Genomic DNA, 22,348 nt, shown 5'->3' on the forward strand with positions numbered 1-22,348 from the left:
CCGTCCTGTCGTGCGACCGGCCCCGGTCAACGGCTCCAGGAGCGCTCCAGTCTCGCTGCACCGGCCGCGAACAGGCTGGTCCGTGAGCCCGCGGCACGCGGGACGGTCATCCTGGAGGGCATTCATGGCACTGTTCGCCGTCTTCACGCACCAGAACCCCGTCGGGATCAGCTCCGACGAGTTCCGCCACCGGCTGCCGGAGGGCTTCGGCTACATCCAGGGCCTGATCGACAAGGGCATCATCAAGCACAGCTGGATCGTCGTCGGCCAGTCCGGCGGGCTCAACATCTACGACGTCGCCTCGCACGAGGAGCTCACCGACGTCCTCTACGGCAACCCGCTCTCCTCGCACCTGCGCCTCGAGGTGCTGCCGCTGTCGACGCCCGGCGGGTTCGACGTCGACGCGTTCGCCAACCGCGACCTCGCGCCCGCGGGCTGAGCCTGTGCGGGCGCTCGTCACGACCGGCGGGGCCGGCGTCGCCCCCGCCGACGTCGGCGAACCGGACCCGGCGCCCGGCGAGGCCGTCGTCGCGGTGAAGGCCGCCGGGCTCAACCGCGGTGACCTGACCGTCGCCGCGAGCCTGCCCGCCGGGTCGCGGCTCGGCTGGGACGTCGCCGGGGTCGTCGAGCGGGCCGCCTTCGACGGCTCCGGCCCGCCCGCCGGCACGCGGGTCGTCGGTCTCGCCGGACGGGACGGGTTCGCCGAGCGGGTCGCGATCCCCACCGGCCATCTCGCCGCGCTGACCGACACGATCCCGGACACGACCGGTGCGGCACTGCCGGTCGCGGGGCTCACCGCCATCTACGCCCTGCGGCACGCCGGCTGGCTGCTCGGCCGGACGGTCCTGGTGACCGGCGCGGGCGGCGGCGTCGGCCGGGTCGCGGTGCAGCTCGCGGCCGCCGCGGGCGCGCGGGTCATCGCCCGGGTGGGCGCGGCAAGCCGCGGCGACGGGCTGGCGAAGCTCGGTGCGGCGGCGGTCGGCGGGTACGGCGAAACCGTCGCCGAACCGGTGGACGTCCTCCTCGACAGCGTCGGCGGCGCTGCCCTGGAGCGGGCGTGGGCGTCGGTCGCCGAGGACGGGATCGTGGTCAGCTACGGCAACACGACCCGTGAGCCGCTGCGGCTCCCGCTGGACTGGGGACGGCTCCGGCCGGGGGTGTCGCTGCGGTACCTGCACCTGTTCCAGGAGACGCGACGGCAGCCGGTCGGCCGGGACCTCGCCACACTCGTCGGCCTCGTGGCGCAGGGCCGGCTCGACCCGCAGGTCGCGCTCACGACGCCGTGGACCGACCCGGCGCCGGCGTGGGACGCGCTGCGCGACCGCAACGTCAACGGCAAGGCGGTCCTGCGCTTCTCGCTGTAGCGGGACTGCAGCGGGCGTCGACCGGCCGTTCGTAGCGTCGCTGCATGGCTACCTTCACCAGCTTCGACGGCACGGTCCTGCACTACGAGTCGATCGGCGACGGGCCGCCGCTGGTCCTGGTGCCGGGCGGTCCACGGGCCGCCGGGTACCTCGAGGACCTCGGCGGCCTGTCGGCGGCGCGGACGCTCATCCGCTACGACGCCCGCGGCACCGGCGCCTCCGCCCGGCCCGCCGACCCGGCCACCTACGCGTACCCGAGCCTCGCCCAGGACGTCGAGGCGCTGCGCGCACACCTCGGCCTGGAGCGCCTGGACCTCCTCGGCCACTCCGCCGGCTCGGTCGTCGCCAGCGCCTACGCCGCCGTGCACCCCACCAGAATCGAGCGCCTGGTCCTCGTCTCGCCGAGCCCGCAGCTGTACGGCAAGGGCGGCGACGACGTGGGAGACATCCTCGCCACCCGTACCGACGCCCCCTGGTTCTCCTCGGTCAGCACCGCCGCGGGTGAGCTGCTGAGCCTGCCCCCGGACACCCCACCCGCCCAGGTCCTCGACGTCCTGGACCGCTACACCCCCGCCGCGTACGGCCGCTGGGACGCCCGCCAGCAGGCCCACGCCGCGACGCAGCGCGCCGAGTTCGCCCTCGACGCGTGGGCCGGCTTCTGGGCCGGCACCTCCACCGGCTGGCTCGACGACTTCGCCACCGTCCCCGCCCCGGTCCTGGTCGTCACCGGCGACCGCGACGCCCTCACCGGCGTCCGCATCGGCGACGTCGCCGCCGCCGGCCTCCCGCACGCCCGCCACGTCACCATCCCGGGCGCCGGCCACTACCCGTGGGTCGACGAACCGGAGGCGTTCGCGGCCGCCGTCACCGGCTTCCTGGTCGCCTGACCGCTCGGGGGGCCGCCCTCCGGGGCGGCGCCACCCGTCCGAATTCCGTCGCGCCGGGACGGCCGGGGCGCAAGACTGCACGGGTGGAACAGGCGGACGACCCGCGCCTCGCCGGGCTGGCGGACAACCCGGCCCTGCCGGCGGACCTGATCGACATGCTCATCGCCGCCGGCGACGACGAGTTGCTCGGCGACCTCGCCGGGCGTGACGACCTCTCCGCGGCCCAGGTCCGGGCCATCGCGGCACGGAGCACCGGCGCCGCCGTGGGGCTCGTCCACAGTGGACGGCTGCGGGCCGGTGACGTCGACGGGCGCGACCCTCGCGTGGTCGCCGCGCTGTTCGACGCCACCGGCGCACCGGCGGAATGGGCGCACGCACTCGCGGCATCGCCCGATCGCTGGATCCGGGAACTGCTCGCCTACGCCGCACACACACCCGTCGAGGTGGTGGCGCAGCTCGCCGACGACCCCGACGTGGACGTCGCCGCCGAGGCGGCGCTGTCGCCGGCGATGACCGCGGAGCTCGCCGAGAGGCTGGCCCGGCACCCGCACACCCGGGTCCGGATGGCACTGGCCGCCAACAAGGCCGCACCCGCCGAGATCCTGGCGAGCCTGGCGCTCGACGGCGGCCGGCCGCCTGTCGAGGCCTGCCCCGGCTGCGACGGCACGGACCATGCGTCGTCGTGGGGGCCCTGCGACGGCAGCGACCATCCCCGGTCCGTGGACTTCATCCAGAACGCCGCCGCCCGCAACCCGTCCACCCCCGCGCCGGCGATGGTCGGCCTCGCCCGTCACCCGATGCCGTGGATTCGCAGGCACGTGGCGGGCCGGCCGGGCCTGCCGCAGGAGGTGTACGCCCGGCTGGCGACCGACCCCGTCCCAGGGGTCCGGCACGCCCTCGCCACCAACCCGGCCGTCGGGGTCGCGATCCTGCGGAGCCTGGCCACCGACCAGACAGACTTCGTGCAGCGGTACGTCATGCACAACCCGAACATCCCGCTCGACGTCCTCACCACCCTCGCGGCCACCGGCCCGCCCGGGCCGAGGCCGCCATGGATCGCGGTCGACACCGACGGGGCCGGGCCGGCGGTCCTGCCGCGTATCGCCGCCGCCACGGCCGGCGAGCTGCGGGAGCTCGCCACGTCCAAGGAACCGGTCGTCCGGATGCTCGTCGCGCGGCACCCCGGACTGCCTGACGACCTCGTCGACGTCCTCGCCGCGGACCGCGACGCCGCTGTGCTGCGGGCGATCGCACCCAACCCCCGCGTCTCCCCCGGCCGCATGCACGCCATGTTCACCGCCCACGGGGTCCGCGTCGCCGCCGGACTCGCCGGCAATCCGGCCTGCCCCGCGGACCTCCTGCTGCGGATCGCGACGCTGCGGCCGCCGGCGAAGCTCGCGCTCCGCGAGATCGCGAGACATCCCAACGCCACCGCGCCGGCGCTGACCGCGTGCCTCGCCGATGAGCGGGCCGGGCGCAGCGCGGCCCGGCACCCGGCCCTCGACCCAGAGACGCTGCTGGCACTCCTCGAGCACGGCGGCCCCGACCTCGCCGGGGCCGCCGCCGCCAACCCGTCCCTGCCGCAGGACGTCATGCGGGCGCTGATCCAGCAGGCGGTCAGCTGAACTTCGGCAGGACCTGTTCGCCGAAGAGGCGGATGGTGCGCTGCGACTCCGAGAGGGGCATGTTGCCGGAGACGACCTGGAGGCTGATCGTCACGTCGCCGAACCAGTCGCGGATCGTGGTGATGCGGTCGACGACCTCGGCGGGGGTGCCGACGAGTGCCTTGTTGTCGCGCAGCGAGCTGTCGAAGTCCGCCGACGACACCTTCCGCACGATGTTCTCGTACCCCTCGTAGCCGGAGCTGCGCGTCGAGGACCACGCCGAGACCGCCTCCAGCAGGCGGGCGTTGGTCCATTCGGAGTAGCGGCGGCCGTTGCGGTACGCCTCGTCGGCGTCCTCGGACAGGTAGCAGTTGTAGCTGAGGTGGATGTCCCCTCCGTCGGGGTCGAGTCCCGCCGCGGCGCGGGCCTCGCGGTAGCCGGCGATCATCTCCTGGACCTTCTCCCGCTTGTTGATCGACGGGACGAGCAGCAGCCCGTGTCCGTCGGCACCGGCGGAAGCCGCGGACGAAGGGGTGATCGCGGTGGCGACGAGGATCGGCGGGTGCGGCCGCTGGTAGGTCAGGGGCAGCAGCGTCACCGGGCCGAACCGGTGAAACTGCCCGTCGAACACGAGATCGGTCGAGGTCCACAGTTGACGGACGGCGGAGACGCCCTCGTCGAAGCGGGCGCGGCTCTCGTCCAGGGGGATGCCGAACGCGGCGAACTCGTCGGGCAGGAACGCCCGGCCGAAGCCGACGTCGAGGCGGCCGTGGGAGATGTTGTCGAGCATGGCGAGCTTGCCGGCCAGCTTGATCGGGTGCGTGAAGGCCGGGATGACGGCGCCGGTGATGAGCCGGATCCGGGAGGTGCGGGCGGCCGCGGCGGCCAGGAAGGTGACGGGGTCGGGGCTGTAGCCGCCGTAGGCGAAGAAGTAGTGCTCCACCGTCTTCACGTGGTGGAAGTCGAGCTGCTCGGCGAGCTCGACCAGGGTGAGCGCGTCGTCGAAGTACGACGCGGCGTCCTTGTCGGCCGGCCCGACGGTCGGGAACAGGTTGATACCGAAGCGCATCGGAGTCCTCTCAGGCGAGCGCGGGTTGCAGCGCGAACGCCTTGGCCAGCAGCTCGTAGGAGCGCAGGCGGTCGGCATGGTCGTAGATGGTGGCGAGCGCGATGACCTCTTCGGCGCCGGTCGCCTCGGTGATGGCGAGGATCTGGTCGCGGACACGGTCCGGCGTGCCGTAGACGTAGCGCGGGAACTCGAAGCGCTCCGCGCCGAGCGGGTCGTCGCCGTCGGCGAGCTCCCGCAGCGACTGCTCGGGGCTCGGCACCGGCCGCACGTCGTTGCGGGTCAGCCGCTTGCGGAACGCCCGCTGGGTGGCGTAGATGCGCTCCGCCTCGGCGTCGGTGTCCGCGCAGTACACGCCGATGCCGAGGATCGCCTTGCCGGTGCCGCCGGTGCGGGCCCGGTGGTCGGCGAAGACGGCGCGGGTCGGGGCCGGGTTGATGAAGTGGGCGTACGCGTAGGGCAGGCCGAGCTGGGCGGCCACGGCGCCGCTGCGCGGGCTGGAGCCGAGCAGCCACACGTCGGGCCGTCCGGTGCCGGTCGGGGTGACGACGATGTCGTGGAACGGGTGCCCGGGCGGGAACGTGCCGTCGAGGAACGCGAGCAGCTGGACGAGCTTGTCGTCGAAGTCGTCCGCCGACGATGACGTGCCGCGCAGCGCGTACGTCTCGATCGGGCTGGACCCTGCGGACCGGCCGATACCGAGGTCGATGCGGCCCGGGTACAGGGCCTCGAGGGTACGGAAGACCTCCGCGACCTTGAACGGGCTGTAGTGGCTCAGCAGCACCCCGCCGGAGCCGACCCGGATCCGGGAGGTGCGGGCGGCGATCGCGGCGACGAGCACCTCGGGCGCGCTCCCGCCGTGGGAGTGCATCGCGTGGTGCTCCGCGACCCAGTAGCGGGTGTAGCCGAGCTGGTCGGCGAGCTCGGCGAGCTCGACCGTGTTGCGCAGGGCCTGCGCCGGTGACTGGCCCGTCCCGATCGGGGACTGGTCCAGGATGGACAGTTTCACGTGCCGACCTCCTTGAGTGTGGTCGCGAGCAGGCGCGTCGCGTTGCGGTGCAGGGGGAAGTCGGCAGGGACCAGGCGGTGCCCGGTCAGCAGGGCGGTGACCCGGGCGGTGTAGGCCGCGAACCTCACCGCGGCGTGCACCCGGTGAAAGTCCAGGGCGTGCGGCACGCGACCGGTCCGGCGGGCCCAGTGGGCGACGGTCGTGGCGGCGTCCGGCAGCCCGGGAAGCCGCTCGGCGCCGATGCCTTCGCTGAGGTGCCGGTCCAGGTGCAGGAACCAGGCGAGGTCCGACTCCGGCGCGCCGACCCCGGCCAGCTCCCAGTCGAGGACCGCCGCGACGGCCACACCGTCGAAGACGATGTTGCCGAGCCGCGCGTCGCCCCACAGCAGCACCGGCGGCCCGGCCTGCGCCGGCACGGCGGCCCGGAGCACACCGATCCCGGCCCGGATGTGCGGGTCCGTCGCGCAGCCGTAGAAGTCGAGGTCCGCGGCGAGCTCCTCGACCTGCGACGCGGGGCCGAGATCGAGCGGCAGTGGGGGCACGCGATGGATGCGGGCGAGCACCTCGACGGCGTTGCGCCACGCTGCCGCCCGCATGGGCGCGGGCGCGTCGTGCAGCCAGCCTTCGCGGTGGTACGAGGGGAGGTCCGCCGGGACGAGCCCGGCGACGTGGCCCAGCACGCAGAACGGCGCGCCGAGGAGCCCCGGGTCGGGTTCGAAGCCCAGCGCGGGCGCGACCGGGACGTCGGTGCGCTCGCCCAGGAGGCGCTGCAGGTGGTACTGCTGCCAGAACCGCGGCCGGGGGTGCAGGCGGTAGCTGGTGGGTGCGATGCGCACGACGAGCCGCCGCCGGGCCGGGCCCTCCGGGCCGGTCCAGGTGGCGTCGACGACCAGGTTCTCCGCGGAGAAGCCGGTCGACGGCGGCACGGTCACCGGCCCGAGCCGCAGGTCGGGCGCGCCGAACCGGTCGGCGAGCCACCCGGTGAGCGCCTTGCGGGTGATGTCGGGGTCACGGGCGACGCGGACGGCCACCGCCTCACTCCTTCCGCGCCGTGAGCAGGCTCGTGGTCGCGACCAGCGGGGTGTGCGTGACGGTGGCGAACCCGGCGTCGGTGAACCAGGCGGCGGCGTCGGTGAAGGTGTACTCGGCGCCGCCGGCGGACCAGACGAGCATGTTGAGGCTGGCGAGGACGTTGGGCAGCTGCGGGTGGTCGGGGTCGAGCATCGGGTCGTAGACGAACGCGGCACCGCCGGGCCGCACCGCGTGGAACGCCGCCTGGGCGAGGAACCGCCGCCGCTCCACCGGCCAGTTGTGCAGGACGTGGCCGAAGAGCACGGCGTCGGCGGCCGGCAGCGGGTCGGTGAAGAAGTCGCCGCCGACGAACGTGACCCGATCGGAGATGACGTGCGCCTCGAACGCGGGCCGCACGTCCGGCAGGTCGAACACCGTGACCCGCAGGTGCGGGTGTGCCTTGACGAGGTGCGCGGCGATGTTGCCGCGGGCGCCGCCGACGTCCACGACGTGCTCGAAGCCGCCCCAGTCCAGGTCGGCGAGGGCCGCGCCGATCGGCGCGTTCAGCACGTCCATCGCGTCGAAGAACGCGGTCCGCGAGGTGGGGTCGGCGTGGACCGGCGCATAGGGGTCGCCGCCGCCGGCCTGGGTGTTCGCGGGTTCGCCGGTCCGGAGGCTGTTGGCCAGACCGTCCCAGGCCGGGTGCAGCGTGTGGTCGAGGAAGTCCAGGAACCCGCCGAGGAACTCGGGCCGGCCGGGCACCAGGTAGCGGCCGGCGGCGGGGCTGTTGTGGTATCGGCCGTCCCGGCGCTCGACGAGTCCGAGCGCCTCCAGCCCGGCGAGGAGGTCGCCGACACCCGCCGGGTGCAGCCCCAGCCGCGCGCGGACGTCCTCGGCGGTCGCCGGCGCCTCGGCGAGGGCGCCGAAGACACCGACGTCGGCGGCGGCGAACAGCACCCGCGCGCGGCGGGCACCCGACGCGATGTCGAGGATCGGTGCGGGGTTCAGCTCCACTGTGGACTCCCAGGTGTCGTCGGACGCTGCTGTCCGACGCTAGGAGCGACCGCTGGAGCTGCCATGGAGCCCGGCTCCACCGCGGCGCCGCCGCACGGGGCTCCAGCGGGCCTGGAGGGCGTGCGGTTAGACACGGATGCATGACGATCCTGTTGACCGGTGCCACCGGCACCGTCGGACGCGCGGTGGCGCGGCAGTTGCTGGAGGCGGGCGAGCCGGTGCGCGCCCTGACCCGGGACCCGGCACGGGCGGCGCCGCTGCTGCCGGAGGTCGAGCTCGTCGCCGGCGACCTGGGTGATCCGGACAGCCTGCCGTCCACGTTGGACGGTGTGGACCGGGTGTTCCTCCTGTCGGTCGGGCCGCGAAAGGCCGAACACGACGCGCATCTGGCGCAGGCCGCGGCGAAGGCAGGCGTGGCCCGGCTCGTCGCACTGTCGTCCCTCGCCGCCGAGGAGGACCCTGACGGGTTGCTGGGCCGCTGGCACGCCGACGGGGAACGCGCCGTGCGGGACGCGGGGCCGGCCTGGACGATCGTCCGGCCCGGAGGGTTCATGTCCAACGCGTTGGAGTGGGCGCCGTCGGTACGGGAGGCCGGTGTCGTCCGTGCGCCCTTCGGCGACCTGCGCGCGTCCATCGTGGACCCGCGCGACATCGCCGCGGTGGTGGTCGCGGCGCTCAACGGCGGGCACGACGGCGCGGTGCTGCCGTTGAGCGGCCCGGCGGCGATCAGCCCGGCGGAGCAGGTCGAGGTCCTCGCCGGCGTCCTCGGCCGGCCGCTGCGCTTCGAGGAGCTCGACGTGGCGCAGGCGCGGGCCGCGATGGCGCGGCGGGTGCCCGCGGAGGTGGTCGACGCGGTGCTGGCCGCACGTGCCGCGGCCGGCCCGTTCCGCGCCAGGGTCCTGCCGACGGTCGAGGACGTGACGGGCCGGGTGCCGCGCAGCTTCCGCCAGTGGGCCGAGGACCACGCCGACACCTTTCGTTAGAGATCGTCGTCAGGGAGGGCGGTGCCGGCCGGCGAGGGACCGGCCGGCACCGATTTGAGAGCGATGGCACCTGGCCCGGGTGGGTCAGGACGCGGACTTGGCCGTGGCGGGCTCGGCGGCGGCGGACCCGGAGGCCGGTTCGGCCGCCGGTTCGGGGGCCGCGGCAGGCGCCGGGGCCGGGCCGGGGGCCGCGATCGACGTGAGCGCGCCGACCACCGCGAACGCCGCGCCGACGAGAAACGCCAGGCGGTATCCGGCGACGACCGCGTCGGCCTGGGCCGTGCCCGCCTCGAGCAGGTGCTGCGCGCGGGTCGCGCCGATCGTCGCGAGCACCGCGAGGCCGAGCGACCCGCCGACCTGCCGGGTGGTGTTGATGACGCCGGAGGCGAGGCCGGCCTCGTGCCGCGGGATGCCCGACGTGGCCGTGATGGCCAGCGGCGTCATCGCGATGCCCGCGCCGAGGGTCACCAGGATCATCGGCACGAGCAGGTCGGCGGCGTACGAGCCGCGGACCGGGATCACCGACAGCCAGGCGAGGCCGACGCCGGACAGCAGCGGCCCGCCGATGAGCAGCGGCCGGACGCCGACCCGCTTGAGCAGGACCGGCCCGGCGTAGGCACCGGCGGTCATCGCGATGGCGCCGGGCAGGAACGCCAGGCCCGCGGCGAGCGCGTCGTAGCCGAGGACGTTCTGCATGTACAGCGACAGGAAGAAGAAGTGCGCGATGACGGCGCAGCCGAGCCAGAACATGACGAGGTTGGCCACGGTGATGCCGCGGGACGCGAACAGCCGCAGCGGCACGACCGGCGCCTCGGCGACCTTCGCCTCGTGCAGGACGAACCAGGCGAGCAGCACGGCGCCGGCGGCGAGCGGGCCGAAGGTGACCGGGTCGCCCCAGCCGTGCGACTGGCTGTTGACCGTGCCGTACACGACGGCGACGAGGCCGGCGGTGACCAGCAGCGAGCCGAGCAGGTCGAGACGGCGCGGGCCGGCGGCCGGCTCGGGGCGGCCCAGCGGCAGCACCCGCAGCGCCGCGACGACCGCGGCCACGCCGATCGGGACGTTGACGAACAGGATCCAGCGCCAGTTGATCAGGTCGGTGAGCACGCCGCCGAGCAGCGAGCCGATCGCGGCGCCGCCGCCGGACACCGCACTCCAGGCGGCCATCGCCCTGGCCCGCTTCGGCGCCTCGACGAACGTGGTGGTGAGCAGGGTCAGCGTGGCCGGCGACAGGATCGCGCCGCCGAGGCCCTGCGCGCCGCGGGCGATGATGAGGGTGAGCTCGTCCTGGGCGAGGCCGCCCACGAGGCTCGCGACCGTGAAGAGCACCAGGCCGGTGATGAACATGCGGCGCCGGCCGAACAGGTCGGCGGCCCTGCCGCCGAGCAGCAGGAAGCCGGCGAAGGTCAGCGTGTAGGCGTTGACGACCCACTGCAGGCCGGAGTCGCTGAAGCCGAGGTCGGCCCGGATGGCGGGCAGTGCGACGTTCACGATCGACACGTCGAGCACCACCATCACCTGCCCGAGGCAGAGCAGCGACAGCACGGCCCAGTCCGCTCCACGGCGCCCGGTCTCCCCCGGTGGGGGCTCGGCGACTGCCATGATCACTCCCGATAGTTGTTGGACTTGATAGTCCATTACGTTAGACCTACCCGTCTAGTAGGGCAAGCATGATGCAGCGTGACTCCAGGGCGGCTGGAGAGGGACGGTCCAGGGTCGGTCCATGACCACCGTCGTGTTCGTCAACACGTTGCGGCTCACCGGCCCGGCCGAGGACCTCGAGCGGATCTACGCCGGCGTCGCCACGTTCTTCCGCGCCCAGCCGGGCCTCGTCCGCTACCAGCTCGTGCGCTCCACCACCGACCCCGACGTCTACGTCAACATCGCCGAGTGGCGCGACCTCGCCGCGTTCCGGACCGCCACGTCGCAGGAGGCCTTCCGCACCGCGCTACGGGTCTCCACCGTCTCCACCGGCGACCCGCACGTCTGCGAGGTCGTCGCGGCCGGCACGGGGCCGGCGTGAGCGGTCCGCGGCCGATCGGCGAGCCACGCACCCGGGCGGAGGTGACGGTGTGACGCTGCACGAGATCGGCGACGGCGTGCACGCGTACGTGCAGCCGGACGGCGGCTGGTGCGTCAACAACGCCGGGCTCGTCCAGGACGGCACCGCCGCCCTGCTCGTCGACACCGCCGCCACCCACGCCCGGGCCCTGGCGCTGCGCGACGCGGTGCGGCGGGTCGCCCCGGCGCCGCCGGGCGTCGTCGTCAACACCCACCACCACGGCGACCACACCCTCGGCAACGCCGTCTTCGCCCCGCCCGCCACGATCGTCGCCCACGCCACGACCCGCGAGGACATGGCGGCCCGCGGCACCGCGCTGCGCCAGGTCTGGCCCGGCGTCGACTGGGGCGACCAGCCGCTCCTCCTGCCGGACCTGACGTTCACCGACCGGCTCACCGTCCACGTCGGACGCACGGAGGTGCGCCTGTGGCACCCCGGCCCGGCACACACCACCGGCGACGTCGTCGCGTGGCTGCCAGCGCAGCGGGTGCTCTTCACCGGCGACGTCGTCATGCCGGGCCGCACGCCGTTCGTGCTGATGGGCTCCGTCCACGGCAGCCTGCACGCGGTCGCCGCCCTCACCGCCCTGGAGCCCGCGGTCATCGTCGGCGGGCACGGCCCGGTCGCCGGGCCCGAGGCCCTGGAGGCGACCACCGCCTACCTGCGCTGGCTCGACGACCTCGCCGACCGCGGGCTCGCCGCCGGCCTCACCCCGCTGGAGACCGCCCTGGAGGCCGACCTCGGCGGGTTCGCGGAGTGGGGCGAGCCGGAGCGCCTCGTCGCCAACCTGCACCGCGCCTACGCCGAGCGCACCGGCGCCCCACCGGGCACCTACCTGCCGTCCGCCCCCGCCTTCGCCGAGATGGTCCGCTGGCGCGGCGGCCCGCTCCCCTGCGCCGCCTGACACGCGCCCGGTGGGTGGGGTCCGACCCCACCCACCGGACACGCCCGGGTCCCGGCCCGCGGCTCAGCAGGTGAGGTTGCCGCCGGCGGGGACGCCGAGGATGGCGGTGAACTGGTTGTACAGGTTGACCCGGCTCTGCACCTGCGCCGGGTTGCCGCCGTTGCACTCGATGCTGTTGATCGCGCGGATCGTGGTGCCGAAGCCCTGGCCGTTGACCATGGCGTTGTGCGAGGTCGTGCCGGCGTTGCCGGTGCCGGTCATCCAGTACCAGAGGCCGGTCTGCCAGGAGATCGACGAGTTGGTGGCGACCAGGTCCGGGTTGTTGAGCAGGTCGACGCCGAGCGCGTCGCCGGCCGCCTTGTAGTTGAAGTTCCAGCTCAGCTGGATCGGGCCGCGGCCGTGGTACGCGGACTGGCCGGCCGGGCAGCCGTACGGCTGGCTGTAGTCGCAGTAGTGCGGCCAGTTGGCGGTGTTGATCTCGTTGATGTAGACGAGGCCGCCGGTCTCGTGGCCGACGTTGGCCAGGAACGCGGCCGCCTCCTGGCGCTTGACGGTGTCGCTGCCGGTCTTGGCGAACGCCGGGTACTTCGCCATCGCGTCCGTCAGGCCGGCGTAGGTGTAGAAGCCGTTCCGGCTCGGGAACATCTGGTTGAACTGCGCCTCGCTGACCACGAACCCGGTGGTGCCGCCACCACCCCCGCCACCGCCTCCGGAGCACGCGTACGGGCTCCAGAACCAGGTGCTGATCGTCGGGTCGTAGCCGGGATTCTCATGGGTGGCCTGGTAGTAGAGACCGTTGGTGTAGCGCACGATCGCACCGACGGCGTAGTACTGCCCGGCGACCCAGGCGGGGTAGTTGCAGGCAGTGCCGCCACCGCCGCCACCGGACCCGCCGCACGAGCCGTTGTCGGCCCACACGCCGGAGCCACCGGTGCTCGGCGCCTCGTACTGCGTCCACCACTTGGCGGTCCAGTTGTGGCTGTTGTACGAGACCTGCATGCCGCCGGTGTAGACGGCGGAGTTGTTGTACGCGGCCGCGCAGGCGGTCGCCGCGTTGGACGCGGTCGCCGGCAGGATGGCGGCGCCGGCGGCGGCCAGCGCTATACCGGCCGCGGCGAGCAACGCAAAAACGCGTGGTCTGGGCATGGGGGTCACCTTCCGGCGATGGGGAACTGCCACAGATGGACGTTCGTCCATGCCTATTTGTAAACAAAACTTCTTCAGTTGTAAATACTGTTGTCAGAAGCGCTCATGGTTGCCTGCGATCTGTGTCCACCAGCCGACAGCGGCGGTCCGGGGTGGCCGGGACACCTGTCCCTGGTGCCCGGGCCCGCTCCCCGCTCAGGGTCGGGCTGGCCTGCGGCGAGCAGCGCCCGACCGGGCACGCCGCCGCGGCCGGAAGGGGAAACACAATGCTCAGAACACGACGGCAGCGGCCGCGGTCGAGATTGTTCACCGGACGATGGCGGGTCCTCCTCGCGGCGATGCTGGCGCTGGTGGCGATCGCCGGCGGCAGCGTCGGGGAGGCCGGTGTCGCGTACGCGGCGGACACCTCGGTGCCGGTCGACAACTACGTGCTGCGGGATCGGCTCTTCTCGGCGCACATGCGCAACCGGGCGCAGGGCGTGCAAGGGCTGGAGCACATGTTCCTGAGTGCCGAGATGGTCGGCTACCGCCAGACGCACCCCGGCGCCACCGCGAAGGACCTGATGGACCACGCGGTCGTCATGAGCAACTGGTACGACAGCAAGTTGCGGGTGGAGGACCTGGAGCGGCCGGCGTACGAGTTCGTCATGAAACTGATCGAGCTGTCGGCCACCCACCCGGCCGGGGCCGTCGCGTCGCCGATCATGAAAGAGCTGATCGAGTCGACGCTCGGGGAGCAGCTGCGCGGCTACGGCGACATGGTCGACCGGGTCGCGGCGTCGCAGTTCATGTACTCGTTCTTCGACCAGGTGTATGCGATCCAGGACCGGGTGTGGGGCTCCGTGGCCCGGCTCGGCGAGACCGATTCGACGTTCGCGGCGGCCTGGGACGGACAGTTCGGCGTCAGGTACAACGTGTCGTCCACGGCCAGCTCGGACCAGTTGCAGGCCGACCCGGTCATCGCAACCTACGTCAACGTCCAGGGCCTGCTGGACCACGCGGACGTCATGCAGGAGTACCTCCTCAAGGGCAACAGCGAGCTCAAGCAGCTGCTGGACCAGATCAACGCCCGGCTCGCCGACTCCGCCGCGGCGGCCAACTCGCTGAACGTCCAGTTCCCGATCAACGGCGCCAACCCGACGCAGGCCGCGCTGGATCAGGCCAAGGCGCAGGCGGCCCAGCGGCAGCAGTGGATCGACGGCGCCGCCGGCGCGGTCCAGTTGCTGTCGACGCTGATCGGGTTCGCCAACCCGCGGGCCGGTGAGATCGCCGCCGGCACCGGGAAGGCGGCGATCCAGATCGCCACCGCGGTCAACGCCTGGTTGCCGACGATCGCGTCCAAGGGACTCGTCGCGGCGCTGACATCGATGAGCACGCTGGCGATGGCGGGCAACGTGCTCGGCGCCATCCAGGCGCTGGTGCCGCTGTTCGGCGGGGGGCCCTCGCCCGAGGAACAGATCAAGGAGGAGCTGCGGCAGCTGCGCCAGGAGGTGGTCAACATGTCGAACCAGATGAACACACGGTTCGACCGCATCGAATCCGCGCTCACCGAGATTTACAGCCAGATGCTGCAGCAGTTCGACATCCTGCTGAAGCTGCACGACGCGACGGCCCAGCAGCTGGCCGACATCACCCGCCAGCTCGCCGACCTGACCTACAAGGTCGACTTCTGGGGGCAGGTGCTCGTGGAGGGCCAGCGGGCGGATCGCCACAGCCCACTGTCCTACTGGACCAACGGGGCGGTCGGCTTCAAGGCGATGAACAACGGGCGCGAGCTGCCCTGGAACGACCCGGCTCCGGCCAGCTACCTGAACGCGGCCACCACGTTCGTGACGGAGGCCAACGACACCAGCCGGCGCGAGCCGCTCGCCCGGACGACCATGGTGAACACCGGCAACCCTGACGCCGATGTCAACGCGGTGCTGGACAGCTACCACGCGTCCGGGGCGATCCAGTACCTCAACGACTACGCCCGCCGGTACCTGGGCATGCCCGACGGCGACGCGGTGGGCGCGACTCCCGACGTGGAGTTCTGGCTGGCGGCCGCGGAGCCCTACAAGATGCTGATGACGCAGAATCCGGACCACTCCAGGGTCCAGCCGACCCGGTCCGACCTGCTCGTCGGGGCAGGGTACTCCATCCTCAACGGCGCGGCGACGTTCAGCAAGCCGCGCACGCCGACCAGCGACAACCCGGCCCGACTGAACCCGATCATCGAGAACCTGATCCGGAAGTACCGCGCGGGATCGGACGGCATCATCATCGAGCTCGAGAAGCTGCGGGACCTGCCGCGGGCGGGGCACCCGGCGTACAACCAGTTCGGCCCGGCGAACCAGGCGGTGCCGGACAAGCCGGCGGCCGAGCCGACCGTCGTCGCCAACTGCACGAGGGAGGCCGCCTTCAAGCCGAGCCGACCGGCCAACGTGCAGTTGCTGGCGGTGCCGCAGGAGCTGTGGGTCGCCGCGTACGCCCGGCCGAACACCTCGGTCCGCCTGTGCTACGACGCCAACTGGGAGAACATGATCGAACCGGACGAACCGGGCGGTGACAAGCCGTACGCCATCTACGCGGACCTCAAGGTGACCATGCGCATCCAGCAGGGCTGGGATGGGAAGTTCGTCACGGTGCGGCAGTGGGAGAAGGTGTTCCCGTACGGCAAGATGGGCCAGTACTACCCGCCGCGCTCGGGGAAGGCGTCCTGGCTGACGGCGCCCGACCAGGGGCTGAGCGAGAAGTGGGGCCCGACCTACAAGGCGCAGTTCGAGGCGTCGGCGCCGATGACGGTCTCGGACGACGCCGCCGCCGTCACCCGGGTCCGCGACTGGCACAACTCGGTCGCCGGCAACTACTACGCTGAGGCGGAGCGCAGGATGACGACGGCGGGTGACCCGCTGAACACGCTCGTCCGCCAGATGACGACGTCGGCACGGCTGCTCGACGCGTACGTGCGGCTCGGGTTCGCCCGCTCGCTCCAGCAGGACGAGCAGCTGGCCCTGCACCTGGTGGGCGTGGATCGACTGCCGTACGAGTATGGCTGGTCCCAGGTCGTGGGGCCGTTCAGCAAGGCGCGGGACACATACTGTTCGGCGGTCGCGAACAACCAGTGCGTCGTGCGGCCGAACGGGGTGTTCGATCCGCGTACCGGGCAGAACGACGGCAGGGTCAAGCTGCTGCCGTGCGCCTGGACGACCAACCCGGACCGCCCCGTGGTCAACCCCGACCCGGTGGTGGACTGCGTCTGGTGGTTGTCGGCCCTGCGCTCGAACCGCGTCCGGGACTCGCTGGAGGGCGCGAGCGTCCGCCTGGCCACCCAGCCCGGCTACACGGAAGGCATCCCGGCGGTGGAGATGATGATCCAGAGCATCGTCACCGCCAAGGCCGTCGCTCAGCACGCCGTGCCCAGTTCGTAGTGGCAGCCCGTGGGGCGGGCACCCCGCCCGCCTCACGGGATCACGGCCCGCCGAGACCGGCCTCACGGGCCCGGACGATGGCCTGACCACGGTCGTCCGCCCGGATCTTCGTCAGCACCCGCGACAGGTGGTTGCGCACCGTCTTGGTGCTCAGGGCCAGCCGCCGGGCCACCGCCGTGTTGTCCAGACCCGCCGCGACCAGGTCGAGGACCTCCCGCTCGCGCTCGGTGAGCTGGGGAAACGCCACCGGCGTCCGCTGTGCGGCGGGGCGCAGCAGCTCCACCGCCCGCGCCGCGACACCGCGGCCCAGCAGCACGTCACCGCCCGCGACCGCGTGCACCGCCCGCTCGACCTCGTCCGGCGAGGCGGTCTTCAGCAGGTAGCCGCGGGCCCCGGCGCGCAGCGCGGCGAACACCGAGTCGTCGTCGTCCAGCATGGTCACCACCAGCACCCCGAGCCAGGGGTGCGCCTGCACGGCGGCCCGCGTCGCGGCCACCCCGGACCCGTCGCCCAGATGCAGGTCCATCAGCACCACGTCGGGCGACCGCTCGGCGATGACCGCCAGGGCGGTCGCCACGCCGTCGGCCTCCCCCACGCAGCTGATGCCGTCCAGCGTGGACAGCAGGGCGACCATGCCCATCCGGAACACCGGGTGGTCGTCGACGACGACCACCCGCACCGGCCGGTCCGCCGCGGTCATGACCGCCGCACCGGGATGCTCAGCCGGACCTCGGTGCCGCCGGTGCCGCCCTCCACCGTCAGTTCGCCGCCGAGGCCTTCCGCCCGTTCGCGCATCGACTGCAGCCCCACTCCTACGCCTTTCCGCGGGTCGAAACCGTTGCCGTGGTCGAGCACCGACACCTCCACCCGCTCCGCCTGCCGCCGCACCGCGACCGTGCACCCGTCGGCGCCGGAATGCCGGTGCACGTTGCGGACCGCCTCGGTCACCACCGCGTAGACCGCGACGGCCGCGTCCGGCGGGAGCGGCACCGCCTCCCCCTCCACCCGGACCGTCAGCCCGGCGGCCGCGTACCGCCGGCTCAGCTCTCGCAGCGCGGGCAGCAGCCCGTCCGTGTCCAGCACCGGCGGGACCAGGTCGCGGGCGAGGTCCCGCACCTGTCCCGCATAGCGGGCGGCCTCGTCGCCCAGCCCCGCGAGCAGCTTGTCGGCCGCCGCGACACCGGGCCGGTCCAGGTCCGCCCGGAGGAGGTTGCGCGCTCCCGCGAGGGCGAACCCCATCCCGCTCAACGCCGGGCCGAGCCCGTCATGCAGGTCCCGGCGCAGCTTCCGCCGCTCCGAGTCGCGCGCCCGCGCCACCCGGGCCTGCGACCGGGTCAGCTCGCCGTGCAGCCGGGTCAGGTCCACGAGCGCGGCGACAACCGGCGCCAGGCCATCCAGGGTCGCCGCGGACCGCCCGTCGAGCCGCTCCCCGGCCGGCGGCCACGCCACGAGTTCCCCGACGGTCCGCCCGTCCCGGGTCAGCGGGACGCGCATCGGTTCGCCGGCCTGCCCCGTCACCAGGACGCCGACCGCCGCGCCGTCCACCGTCACGACGCACCCGACGAGCCGCAGCGACGCGGCGATCCCCTCCGCCACGTCGCGCAGCTGCCGGTCGGGCTGATCCGCGCCGGTCAGCCCGCTGGTCACGGTGCGGATCAGGTCGGTCGTGCGCTCGCCGTACACCAGCCGGTCGACGCGGCGCTGCGCCCATTGGCGCACCGGTGCGAATGCGATCGCGACCGCGGCCGTCGCCAGGATCTGCGGTGCCGGTGCGCCGGCGGCACCGACCAGCGCGAGCGTCGCGGCGTAGCCCGCCACGACGGGCGTAGTCATCAGCAGCCACAGCATGGTGCGCCGCACGGCCAGGCCGGTCCGCCTCAGGCGCAGGCGGAGCACGACCACGATGACGGAAAGCGCACCGCCGGCCCCGGCCGCGGTGAGGATCCAGGCCGTTGCGACCATGTGTGGGCAGCGCCTCCAGCTGACGGTGACTCGATCCGGCCGGCCGAGCGTAGACCGCCGCGCAAAACGCGGCGAACGTTCGGCGGCGAACATCAATCCGCATGGCTGTTGACATTCCGGCCCACGCCGAAGACAGTCATCGTCTCCACTGTCCAGTGGGGTCCACGGGGGAACGAGAGTCGATGAAACTGGCAGTCCGGGCGGCGATCGCCGTCGTGCTCGCCGGGGTGCTGCCCGGCGCGTCAGGGTGCGGACTGCGCGTCGCCGGCACCGACGGCGACCTGGTCGACGACTGGCGGCCACTGGCCGCGCCGAAGTTCGACCTGCCGGCCGTCGGGACATGCCTCGGCACCACGTCGAAGGCGCCGTTCGACCCGCGGTACACCGCGGCGAGCCCGATCGAGTGCGACCGGTCCCACACTCTCGAGGTCGTCCTGATCGGCACCGTCGAGGGCAACGCCGGCCAGGCGTCGGAGCCGCCCAAGCCCGGCAGCGAAGGCTTCCAGGCGTCCTACACCGCCTGCGGCAAGGCGGTCAACGAGTACGTCGGCGGCGAGTGGCACACCGGCATGCTCGGCATCGACGTGCGGCAGCCGACCAGCCAGGCATGGCAGGGCGGGCTGCGCGACTACATCTGCTCGGTGTTCTCCCTGAGCGACGCGTACGGCGTGATGCAGCTCGCCAGCGGGTCCTTGAAGGGCGCGCTCACCGGCGCCGCGCCGAAGGCGATCCGCTGCCTCACCGCCGTCGGCACCACGAAGGACGGCTGGTGGGACGACATGTCGGCGCTGACCCCCGTCGACTGCGCGCAGCCGCACGAGGCCGAGTTCGCCGGCACCATCCAGGTCGGACCGACCGCCGGCACCCTGCCCGCGCCCGACGTGATGCGCAAGCGGTCGCTCGACCCGTGCTGGGAGGTCGTGGCGAAGTTCGTCGGCCTCACCGGCGACCAGCTCGACGCGCGCGACGAGTTCGGCGCCGCCTGGGACGGCATGGACAAGGACCAGTGGGAGGCCGGCGATCCGTACCAGCGCTGCTTCGCCCTCTTCCGCCCGGGCAAGAAGGCCCGCGCCACGGTCAAGGGCCTCGGCAAGCAGGCGTTCCCCGCCTGACCCGGCAACTGTGACCGGATCGCCATTGACTTCCGGACGACCGACGCCGACAGTCTTGATCGCCACCGTCCGGTGGCACACATGGGGGAACGAGAGACGATGTTGACGCCTGCCCGGGCGGCGATCGCCGCCGCCCTCGCCGCGGTCCTGCTCGGAATGTCCGGTTGCGCCGTCAAGGTTCCGGGCGTGGACGGGAACCTGGTCGACGACTGGCAGCCGATGGCGGCGCCGGCGTTCCAGCTGCCCACCGCCGGGACCTGCCTGGACCGGGGCGCGCAGCCCTCCTACAACCCGTCGTCGCTGCTCGGCGCGCGGGTCGAGTGCGACCGCCCGCACTCCCTCGAGGTGGTCATGACCGGCACCGTCGAGGGCAACGCCGCCCAGGCCTCGGAGCCGCCCGCCGAGGGCAGCGAGGAGGCCACGGCGGCGTACGCGTCCTGCAGCAAGGCCGTCACCGACTACGTCGGCGGCGACTGGCACACCGGCATGCTCGCCATCAACGTCCAGCTGCCCAACCGGACGCCCTGGGGCGGTGGCCTGCGGACCTACGTCTGCTCCGTCTACGCGCTGAGCGACATCTACGGCTCCAGCACCAACTCTCTGGCCAAGACGTCCCTGAAGGGCTCGCTGACCGGCGCCGCGCCGCAGGCGCTGCGGTGCATCGACGTCAACGGCGACAAGGGCAAGGACAACTGGTGGGGCGACATCCGCGCGCTCACCCAGATCGACTGCGCCCAGCCGCACGAGGCGGAGTTCGTCGGCGTCGTCCAGGTCGGCGCCGGCGTCGGCGGCGCGCTGCCGTCCCTCGACCTGCTGGAGAAGTGGACGACCGACCGCTGCTGGCCCGCCATCGCGAAGTATCTGGGCCTCACCGAGTCGCAGCTGGACACCCGCACCGACATGGGCATGGCCTGGGACGGCTTCTCCAAGGCGGACTGGGAGGCCGGTGAGCGCACCCAGCGCTGCTTCGCCCTGTTCGTCCCGGGCAAGAAGGCCAAGGCCTCGATCAAGGGCCTCGGCAAGAAGGCCCTGCCGGTCTGATCACGGTCACCTGACGGCGTCGTGGGTGATCCACCGGGCGGCGACGAGCCAGCCGCCCGGTGCGGGCACCAGCAGGTCCTCGCCGGTGGTGCTGTTGTGGATCACCGGGCGGCCGCCGGTGGGGGTCTCGACGTTGAAGGCGGCGAACCTCGTCCGCAGCGCACCGTCCGGCGCGGGGTCGGCGATGAGCATGTCCAGCCAGTACCGGCGGACCACGGCCGCACCGGCGCGCTTCGCCACCGCGGCCCGCAGCGCGCCGGCGATCGCCGCCCGGCCCCGGCGCTGGGCCGGTGCCCCGCCGGCGAACGCGCGGCCGGCGGGGGCGACCTGGGTGAAGACCGCGTCGCCGGTGAAGGTGGCCGCCCACGCGTCCACCTCCCCGGCGTCGAGCAGGTGCAGCTGCCGCACGTAGAAGTCGTGCGGCGTCACGGGGTCCAGCCGTCGTGCACGACGTACCGGCGGCGGACCAGGAACGCGTCGCCGTGGGGGACGAGGACGTCGTCGACGGCGGTGCTCAGGTGCAGCGCCGACGGGCCGCCGGCCGGGGTCTCGATGACCAGCGCGTAATAGCGGGTCTGCACCGTCCCGTCGGGTCGCGGGTCGACGGCGAGCATGCCGAGCCAGTGCCGGCGGACCACGCCGCGGGCGGCGAGCGCGTCGGCCGCCTTGCGCAGCCGGCCGCCGATCTCCGACCGGCCCCGACGCGGTGCGGGGCGGCGGTCCTGGCCGAACTCGCCGTCCTCGGTGAAGGTGTCCGCCCACTCCTCGGCGCGGCCCTCGTCCAGCAGCCGCATCTGCACCGCGTAGAACTGCTGCACCCGCTGGTAGAGGCCGGTGTCGACGGCGGTCGTCATGCGGTCACCCCGGCGACGTGCCGCAGGGTGGCGAGGCTGTTGGCGCCGAGCGCCTCGCGCACGAACGTGCGGGCGTCGGCGACGGTCTTGCCGGCGCCGAGCACCTGCTCGATCGCTGCCGGGCGCAGGACGACCCGGTGCTGGGAGGTGGCCGTCACGAGCCCGTCGCGCTCCTCGAACGTCCACCGTCCCGTGTGGACGGTCAGCAGCGCCGGCGGCCGGGTCTGCTTGTACACGATGCGCAGGCCCGGCAGGCCCACCCGGATCGACTCGGTGGTGTGGCTGGAGCCGTCCTTGGCCAGGGTCTCCATGCGCAGCCGCTGCACCCCGGCGGGCTCCCCGTCCGATTCACCGCTCAGGTCGACGCTCACGACGTGCGGCAGCCGCGCGGGCCAGTGCTGCGCGTCCCAGATGAACGCGTGCGCGTCGCGCGCCGAGCCGGCGAACTCCACCGAGTCGGAGAACTCGAAGTCGATGCCGGGGTCGGCGAGCGCACCGGCCTCCAGCGCGGCGAGCTCGGCGCCGCTGTTGCGCTCGACCGCCTCCTCGATCCACGCCAGCCCCGCCGGGTCGTCGCCGATCGCGCTGTACGTGTGGGTGAGCACGACCCGGCTGCGCCCGTCGCCGGCCTGCGACACGTGCCACTCGCCGCCCATCGACGCCACCGGCGGCGCCGACACCTCCTGCCGGAAGGTGATCCGGCGGGCGGCGGGGTCGAGGGTGCGCAGCGAGGTCCAGGTCTTCACCGCGCCGTTGGCGGTCGCCCACAGCTGGAGTCGTTCGTGGCCGTCCGACAGCGGGGTCACCACGGCGTGCACGGTCGGCGGGAAGAGCGCCGGCCAGCCGGCCGCGTCGGCGAGCAGCGCGTACACCCGGTCGGGCGGCGCGGCGACTGTGATCTCGTGCGAAACAGTCATCG

The 22,348-nt window shown here is 73.3% G+C and carries 21 protein-coding genes; 10 read left to right on the forward strand and 11 right to left on the reverse strand.

Annotation, left to right across the window (positions count from 1 at the left end; translation table 11 throughout):
- Positions 1-124 precede the first annotated feature (124 nt).
- The 4 genes from ACFY3L_RS40580 to ACFY3L_RS40595 all read left to right on the forward strand — a co-directional run bounded on the left by ACFY3L_RS40580 (position 125) and on the right by ACFY3L_RS40595 (position 3,876).
- Entirely contained in the window at positions 125-439 is a 315-nt protein-coding gene (locus ACFY3L_RS40580) for a muconolactone Delta-isomerase family protein (protein WP_389337162.1), read from the forward strand.
- A 4-nt stretch (positions 440-443) separates the two neighbouring features.
- Positions 444-1,364: a zinc-binding dehydrogenase gene (locus tag ACFY3L_RS40585; RefSeq protein ID WP_389337165.1), complete on the forward strand. Its 921-nt coding sequence runs from the start codon at positions 444-446 to the stop codon at positions 1,362-1,364.
- Positions 1,365-1,408: 44 nt separating this feature from the next.
- Complete coding sequence (locus tag ACFY3L_RS40590; RefSeq protein ID WP_389337168.1) at positions 1,409-2,251, forward strand: alpha/beta fold hydrolase; 843 nt, start codon at positions 1,409-1,411, stop codon at positions 2,249-2,251.
- Positions 2,252-2,334: 83 nt separating this feature from the next.
- The gene (locus ACFY3L_RS40595; protein ID WP_389337171.1) at positions 2,335-3,876 is read left to right on the forward strand and encodes a hypothetical protein; all 1,542 of its coding nucleotides are present in this window, start codon (positions 2,335-2,337) and stop codon (positions 3,874-3,876) included.
- Here the strand turns inward: ACFY3L_RS40595 and ACFY3L_RS40600 are convergent.
- From ACFY3L_RS40600 to ACFY3L_RS40615, 4 genes are read right to left on the reverse strand one after another with little or no spacing between them, the layout of a single operon-like run.
- Complete coding sequence (locus tag ACFY3L_RS40600) at positions 3,869-4,924, reverse strand: LLM class flavin-dependent oxidoreductase (RefSeq protein ID WP_389337174.1); 1,056 nt, start codon at positions 4,922-4,924, stop codon at positions 3,869-3,871. The genes ACFY3L_RS40595 and ACFY3L_RS40600 overlap by 8 nt on opposite strands.
- A 10-nt stretch (positions 4,925-4,934) precedes the next feature.
- Positions 4,935-5,930 (reverse strand): LLM class flavin-dependent oxidoreductase, encoded by a 996-nt coding sequence (locus ACFY3L_RS40605; RefSeq protein WP_389337177.1) that lies wholly within the window; start codon positions 5,928-5,930, stop codon positions 4,935-4,937.
- Positions 5,927-6,961 (reverse strand): phosphotransferase family protein, encoded by a 1,035-nt coding sequence (locus ACFY3L_RS40610; RefSeq protein ID WP_389337180.1) that lies wholly within the window; start codon positions 6,959-6,961, stop codon positions 5,927-5,929. Before ACFY3L_RS40610 ends, ACFY3L_RS40605 begins: the two co-directional genes overlap by 4 nt.
- Before the next feature lie 4 nt (positions 6,962-6,965).
- Positions 6,966-7,955 carry a methyltransferase gene (locus ACFY3L_RS40615; RefSeq protein ID WP_389337183.1) on the reverse strand — a complete coding sequence of 330 codons (990 nt, stop codon included), beginning with the start codon at positions 7,953-7,955 and terminating at the stop codon, positions 6,966-6,968.
- A gap of 140 nt (positions 7,956-8,095) precedes the next feature.
- Here ACFY3L_RS40615 and ACFY3L_RS40620 point away from each other — a divergent pair, with 140 nt between their 5' ends.
- Complete coding sequence (locus ACFY3L_RS40620) at positions 8,096-8,938, forward strand: SDR family oxidoreductase (protein ID WP_389337186.1); 843 nt, start codon at positions 8,096-8,098, stop codon at positions 8,936-8,938.
- Between the two features lie 84 nt (positions 8,939-9,022).
- Here the strand turns inward: ACFY3L_RS40620 and ACFY3L_RS40625 are convergent, their stop codons facing one another.
- Entirely contained in the window at positions 9,023-10,540 is a 1,518-nt protein-coding gene (locus tag ACFY3L_RS40625) for an MFS transporter (RefSeq protein WP_389337189.1), read from the reverse strand.
- 121 nt (positions 10,541-10,661) lie between these two features.
- On the opposite strand from ACFY3L_RS40625, the gene ACFY3L_RS40630 reads away from it, so the two are divergent.
- Together ACFY3L_RS40630 and ACFY3L_RS40635 are read left to right on the forward strand one after the other, a co-directional pair.
- On the forward strand, positions 10,662-10,961 hold the full coding sequence (locus ACFY3L_RS40630; RefSeq protein WP_389337191.1) for an antibiotic biosynthesis monooxygenase family protein: 300 nt from the start codon (positions 10,662-10,664) through the stop codon (positions 10,959-10,961).
- Between the two features lie 49 nt (positions 10,962-11,010).
- Entirely contained in the window at positions 11,011-11,904 is an 894-nt protein-coding gene (locus ACFY3L_RS40635) for an MBL fold metallo-hydrolase (protein ID WP_389337194.1), read from the forward strand.
- Positions 11,905-11,967: 63 nt separating this feature from the next.
- Here ACFY3L_RS40635 and ACFY3L_RS40640 read toward each other — a convergent pair whose 3' ends face one another.
- Complete coding sequence (locus tag ACFY3L_RS40640; protein ID WP_389337197.1) at positions 11,968-13,050, reverse strand: glycoside hydrolase family 19 protein; 1,083 nt, start codon at positions 13,048-13,050, stop codon at positions 11,968-11,970.
- Positions 13,051-13,316: 266 nt separating this feature from the next.
- On the opposite strand from ACFY3L_RS40640, the gene ACFY3L_RS40645 reads away from it, so the two are divergent.
- Positions 13,317-16,460: a hypothetical protein gene (locus ACFY3L_RS40645; protein ID WP_389337200.1), complete on the forward strand. Its 3,144-nt coding sequence runs from the start codon at positions 13,317-13,319 to the stop codon at positions 16,458-16,460.
- A gap of 40 nt (positions 16,461-16,500) precedes the next feature.
- On the opposite strand, the gene ACFY3L_RS40650 is transcribed toward ACFY3L_RS40645, so the two are convergent.
- Both ACFY3L_RS40650 and ACFY3L_RS40655 read right to left on the reverse strand, forming a co-directional pair.
- Entirely contained in the window at positions 16,501-17,160 is a 660-nt protein-coding gene (locus ACFY3L_RS40650) for a response regulator (protein WP_389337203.1), read from the reverse strand.
- On the reverse strand, positions 17,157-18,422 hold the full coding sequence (locus ACFY3L_RS40655; RefSeq protein ID WP_389337206.1) for a sensor histidine kinase: 1,266 nt from the start codon (positions 18,420-18,422) through the stop codon (positions 17,157-17,159). The genes ACFY3L_RS40650 and ACFY3L_RS40655 overlap by 4 nt, the downstream gene beginning before the upstream one ends.
- Positions 18,423-18,604: 182 nt before the next feature.
- Here ACFY3L_RS40655 and ACFY3L_RS40660 point away from each other — a divergent pair, with 182 nt between their 5' ends.
- Positions 18,605-19,534, forward strand: a complete 930-nt coding sequence (locus ACFY3L_RS40660) for a septum formation family protein (RefSeq protein WP_389337208.1) — start codon at positions 18,605-18,607, stop codon at positions 19,532-19,534.
- Positions 19,535-19,633: 99 nt separating this feature from the next.
- Positions 19,634-20,575 (forward strand): septum formation family protein, encoded by a 942-nt coding sequence (locus ACFY3L_RS40665; RefSeq protein ID WP_389337211.1) that lies wholly within the window; start codon positions 19,634-19,636, stop codon positions 20,573-20,575.
- Between the two features lie 6 nt (positions 20,576-20,581).
- On the opposite strand, the gene ACFY3L_RS40670 is transcribed toward ACFY3L_RS40665, so the two are convergent.
- Genes ACFY3L_RS40670 through ACFY3L_RS40680 form a run of 3 tightly spaced genes read right to left on the reverse strand, consistent with a single transcriptional unit; the run spans position 20,582 to position 22,346 of the window.
- Complete coding sequence (locus ACFY3L_RS40670) at positions 20,582-21,004, reverse strand: nuclear transport factor 2 family protein (RefSeq protein WP_389337214.1); 423 nt, start codon at positions 21,002-21,004, stop codon at positions 20,582-20,584.
- Entirely contained in the window at positions 21,001-21,429 is a 429-nt protein-coding gene (locus ACFY3L_RS40675; RefSeq protein ID WP_389337217.1) for a nuclear transport factor 2 family protein, read from the reverse strand. The genes ACFY3L_RS40670 and ACFY3L_RS40675 overlap by 4 nt, the downstream gene beginning before the upstream one ends.
- Positions 21,426-22,346 (reverse strand): aromatase/cyclase, encoded by a 921-nt coding sequence (locus ACFY3L_RS40680; RefSeq protein ID WP_389337220.1) that lies wholly within the window; start codon positions 22,344-22,346, stop codon positions 21,426-21,428. The genes ACFY3L_RS40675 and ACFY3L_RS40680 overlap by 4 nt, the downstream gene beginning before the upstream one ends.
- Positions 22,347-22,348: the final 2 nt, after the last annotated feature.

It is taken from the genome of Dactylosporangium sp. NPDC000521 (genome assembly GCF_042898305.1).
GTDB lineage: Bacteria > Actinomycetota > Actinomycetes > Mycobacteriales > Micromonosporaceae > Dactylosporangium.

Excerpts from the sequence above, each read along its gene's own strand:
- ACFY3L_RS40580 (WP_389337162.1), top strand. The coding sequence starts at position 125 with ATGGCACTGTTCGCCGTCTTCACGCACCAGAACCCCGTCGGGATCAGC.
- ACFY3L_RS40590 (WP_389337168.1), top strand. The coding sequence starts at position 1,409 with ATGGCTACCTTCACCAGCTTCGACGGCACGGTCCTGCACTACGAGTCG.
- ACFY3L_RS40600 (WP_389337174.1), bottom strand. The coding sequence starts at position 4,924 with ATGCGCTTCGGTATCAACCTGTTCCCGACCGTCGGGCCGGCCGACAAG.
- ACFY3L_RS40620 (WP_389337186.1), top strand. The coding sequence starts at position 8,096 with ATGACGATCCTGTTGACCGGTGCCACCGGCACCGTCGGACGCGCGGTG.
- ACFY3L_RS40625 (WP_389337189.1), bottom strand. The coding sequence starts at position 10,540 with ATGGCAGTCGCCGAGCCCCCACCGGGGGAGACCGGGCGCCGTGGAGCG.
- ACFY3L_RS40630 (WP_389337191.1), top strand. The coding sequence starts at position 10,662 with ATGACCACCGTCGTGTTCGTCAACACGTTGCGGCTCACCGGCCCGGCC.
- ACFY3L_RS40640 (WP_389337197.1), bottom strand. The coding sequence starts at position 13,050 with ATGCCCAGACCACGCGTTTTTGCGTTGCTCGCCGCGGCCGGTATAGCG.
- ACFY3L_RS40645 (WP_389337200.1), top strand. The coding sequence starts at position 13,317 with ATGCTCAGAACACGACGGCAGCGGCCGCGGTCGAGATTGTTCACCGGA.
- ACFY3L_RS40650 (WP_389337203.1), bottom strand. The coding sequence starts at position 17,160 with ATGACCGCGGCGGACCGGCCGGTGCGGGTGGTCGTCGTCGACGACCAC.
- ACFY3L_RS40655 (WP_389337206.1), bottom strand. The coding sequence starts at position 18,422 with ATGGTCGCAACGGCCTGGATCCTCACCGCGGCCGGGGCCGGCGGTGCG.
- ACFY3L_RS40660 (WP_389337208.1), top strand. The coding sequence starts at position 18,605 with ATGAAACTGGCAGTCCGGGCGGCGATCGCCGTCGTGCTCGCCGGGGTG.
- ACFY3L_RS40665 (WP_389337211.1), top strand. The coding sequence starts at position 19,634 with ATGTTGACGCCTGCCCGGGCGGCGATCGCCGCCGCCCTCGCCGCGGTC.
- ACFY3L_RS40675 (WP_389337217.1), bottom strand. The coding sequence starts at position 21,429 with ATGACGACCGCCGTCGACACCGGCCTCTACCAGCGGGTGCAGCAGTTC.
- ACFY3L_RS40680 (WP_389337220.1), bottom strand. The coding sequence starts at position 22,346 with ATGACTGTTTCGCACGAGATCACAGTCGCCGCGCCGCCCGACCGGGTG.